The following is a 3,502-nucleotide window of genomic DNA, read 5'->3' as shown; positions in this document are numbered from 1 at the left end:
TCCGGCCATCCGCAGCCTGAGCCGCGCGCTTGGTCACTCAATACTCCCCGCGCCGGGCCGACTTTTCGCACGGCCTGCTTCGCCGGGACGACGATGGGGTGAGCGCGCGACATCACACCGCCATCTTGCGATGCCGCACCGGGGCGCCGACCGAGACGCTTTCCGCAGCATCGATGATGGCGTTGGCGTCGATGCCGTAGTGGCGGTAGAGGTCGCCGATCGTGCCGGTCTGGCCGAAATGCTCGACGCCGAGCGCCTCGACCCGATGGCCGCGCACGCTGCCGAGCCAGCCGAGCGTTGCCGGATGGCCGTCGATCACGGTCACGATGCCGCAGTCGCGGCCGAGCGGCGCCAGCATGCGCTCGATATGACTCAAATGCTGCGCGCCGCGGCGGTCGCGCCGTAAATTCCGCGCGGCGGACCAACCCGCATAGAGCCGGTCGGCAGAGGTTACCGCCAGTAAACCGACATCGCGGTGGCTCTCGCCGATCAGCCCGACCGCCTCGATCGCCTCCGGTGCGACGGTGCCGGTATAGGCGATGACGATGTCGCAGTTCGGGCCCGGCTTGCGCATCCAGTAGGCGCCGTCGGTGATGTCGCGCTGTAGGTCCGGCGTCATGATCCGTTGCGGCTGTTCCAGCGTCCGGGTCGAGAGTCGCAAGTAAACCGAACCACCCTCGGCGCCCTCGCGCTGCATGTGGCCGAATCCCCAGCCCATGATCACGGCAAGTTCATCGACGAAGGCCGGATCGAACGAGGCGAGCCCGTCCTGTCCGATCCCGATCAACGGCGTCTTGATCGACTGATGCGCGCCGCCTTCCGGCGCCAGCGAGATGCCGGACGGCGTCGCCGCCACCATGAAGCGGGCGTCCTGGTAGCAGGCATAGTTCAAGGCATCGAGGCCACGCTCGATGAAGGGATCGTACAGCGTGCCGACCGGCAGCAGCCGCGCGCCGTTGATCTGGTGTGACAGGCCGAGCGCCGAGAGCATGATGAACAGGTTCATCTCGGCGATGCCGAGCTCGAGGTGCTGGCCCTTCGGGGAGTACTCCCAGGTGTAGGCCGACGGGATCTTCTCCTGCCGGAACAGATCGTGGTTCTCCGCCTTCGCGAACAGGCCACGGCGATTGACCCAGGCGCCGAGATTGGTCGACACGGTGACATCGGGCGATGCGGTGACGATGCGCGATGCGAGCTCGCTGTCGCCGCGCGCCAGCTCATGCAGCACGAGGCCAAAGCCCTGCTGGGTCGACATCTGCGCCGAGGCCTTGAAGGCCAGCCGCTCCGGCACGTCGATTTCGGCCGCCGAGAGCCGGCGGCGGCCCTCGCGGTTGAACGGCGCCTCGGCCAAGAACGCTTCGAGCCTCGCGGGCTCCTGCGTCAGGCCTTCGAACTTGTCCCACTCGTGGCCGGTGCGGATGTTCTGCGCGGCGCGCCACTTCTCCATCTGCGCAACGGTCATCAGGCCCGCGTGGTTGTCCTTGTGGCCCTGCATCGGCAGGCCGACGCCCTTGATGGTGTAGGCGATGAAGCAGACCGGACGATCATGGTCGACCGCCTCGAAGGCCTCGATCATGCTCGCCATGTCGTGGCCGCCGAGGTTCGACATCAGCGCAAGCAATTCGTCGTCGCTGCGGCGCTCGATCAGGGCCGACACGTCGCCCTGGTCGCCGATATCGTCGCGTAGGTGCTTGCGGAACGCGGCACCGCCCTGGAAGCATAGCGCCGCGTACATCTGGTTCGGGCAATTGTCGATCCAGCGCTTGAGCGCATCGCCGCCGGGCTCGGCGAACGCTTCCAGCATCAGCTTGCCGTATTTCACGATCACAACGTCCCAGCCGAAATTGCGGAACATGGTCTCGAACTTGGCCCACAGTCCCTCGCGCACCACGGCGTCGAGCGACTGCCTGTTGTAGTCGACCACCCACCAGGTGTTGCGCAGGCCGTGCTTCCAGCCCTCGAGCAACGCTTCGAAGATGTTGCCCTCGTCCATCTCGGCGTCGCCGACCAGCGCGATCATGCGACCCTCGGGCCGGTCGTTCAGCCAGCCATGCGCCTTGACGTAGTCCTGCACCAGCGAGGCGAACAGGGTCTGCGCCACGCCGAGGCCGACCGAGCCGGTGGAGAAGTCGACGTCGTCGACATCCTTGGTACGCGACGGATAGGACTGCGCGCCCTTGTAGCCGCGGAAATTCTCCAGCTTGTCGCGGGTCTGGTGGCCGAACAGATACTGGATCGCGTGAAACACCGGGCTCGCATGCGGCTTCACCGCGACGCGGTCCTGCGGACGGAGCACCGAGAAATACAGCGCCGACATGATGTTGGCGAGCGAGGCCGACGAGGCCTGGTGGCCGCCGACCTTCAGCCCATCGGTCGAGGGCCTGACATGGTTGGCGTGATGGATGGTCCACGACGACAGCCACAGCACCTTGCGGGCCAAAGCTGTGAGCATGTCGAGGCGTTCAGGCGCGATTCCCATGGCAATGCTCCCAGCGATATCTGCAGATGTTACTGCCGCGGCGGTCGCCGAAAATCTCAATTCCACGCGACAGCACAGGAAAAATTGGGATAAATTCCCACGATCCGGCCGCAACCTGCGAGTTCATCCCAATGCCTGCCCTCGACGCCATCGACCGCAAGATCCTGAGTCTGCTCCAGACCGACAGCCGCATGACCATGCAGGAGCTCGCCGACAAGGTCGGGCTGTCGGTGTCGCCCTGCCATCGCCGGGTCAAGCTGCTGGAGGAGCGCGGCGTGATCTCTCGCTACATCGCGACCGTCGATCAGAAATCGATCGGGCTGCATGTCTCGGTCTTCATCTCGATCAAGCTGGCGCGCCAGAAGGAGGAAGACCTCAACCGCTTCGCGCGCGCGATCTCGAAATGGGACGAGGTGCTCGAATGCTACCTGATGACCGGCAACCGCGACTATCTGCTGCGCGTCGTCGCCGCCGACCTCTCCTCCTATGAGGCATTCCTGAAGAACAAGCTGACCCGGCTCGACGGCATCGCCTCGATCGAGTCGAGCTTTGCGCTGAGCCAGGTGAAGTACTCGACAGCGCTGCCGGTGTAGGTGCGTGGTTGGTGAGCCGAACCGCGCCACCGCACAGTGTCGTCCTGGCGAAAGCCGGGACGAGGGCGGTGGATGGCTCTCGATTCAAGATGTCAAACAACGCGGTGTCATCGCCCGCTCTCAATGTCATCACCCGCGAAAGCGGGTGATCCAGTATTCCAGAGGCGGCAGTGCTTGAGCGGAGAAGCCGCGGCGTACTGGATCGCCCGGTCGAGCCGGGCGATGACGGCTGAGGATGGGTGAGTACGTGACTCTTTCTCAGGCGTCGTCCCTGCGAAAGCAGGGACCCATACTCCGCGGCGGGGATTGTGAACGGGATTCGTCGTTCCAACATCGCTCAACAACAGTCATTCGTGGTTATGGGTCCCTGCTTTCGCACTAGGGCATGCACAGATCTGATGCGACAGATTGACTCGGACGCTGAGCCTGG

2 protein-coding genes are annotated in these 3,502 nt (G+C 64.7%); one reads left to right on the top strand and one right to left on the bottom strand.

What is annotated here, in order from left to right; genetic code table 11:
- Positions 1-112: 112 nt before the first annotated feature.
- Entirely contained in the window at positions 113-2,479 is a 2,367-nt protein-coding gene (locus QMZ05_RS40570; protein WP_353705851.1) for a transketolase, read from the bottom strand.
- Between the two features lie 131 nt (positions 2,480-2,610).
- Here QMZ05_RS40570 and QMZ05_RS40565 point away from each other — a divergent pair, with 131 nt between their 5' ends.
- The gene (locus QMZ05_RS40565; RefSeq protein WP_016841346.1) at positions 2,611-3,072 is read left to right on the top strand and encodes an Lrp/AsnC family transcriptional regulator; all 462 of its coding nucleotides are present in this window, start codon (positions 2,611-2,613) and stop codon (positions 3,070-3,072) included.
- The last annotated feature ends 430 nt before the right edge of the window (positions 3,073-3,502 follow it).

Origin of the sequence: Bradyrhizobium sp. INPA03-11B (assembly GCF_040446015.1) — a bacterium.
In the GTDB taxonomy this organism is placed as follows: domain Bacteria; phylum Pseudomonadota; class Alphaproteobacteria; order Rhizobiales; family Xanthobacteraceae; genus Bradyrhizobium; species Bradyrhizobium macuxiense_A.
This window is presented reverse-complemented; position numbering and strand designations above follow the sequence as displayed.

Bases quoted from the DNA above. Each gene is read 5' to 3' on its own strand.
- QMZ05_RS40570 (WP_353705851.1), bottom strand. From the start codon at position 2,479: ATGGGAATCGCGCCTGAACGCCTCGACATGCTCACAGCTTTGGCCCGC.
- QMZ05_RS40565 (WP_016841346.1), top strand. From the start codon at position 2,611: ATGCCTGCCCTCGACGCCATCGACCGCAAGATCCTGAGTCTGCTCCAG.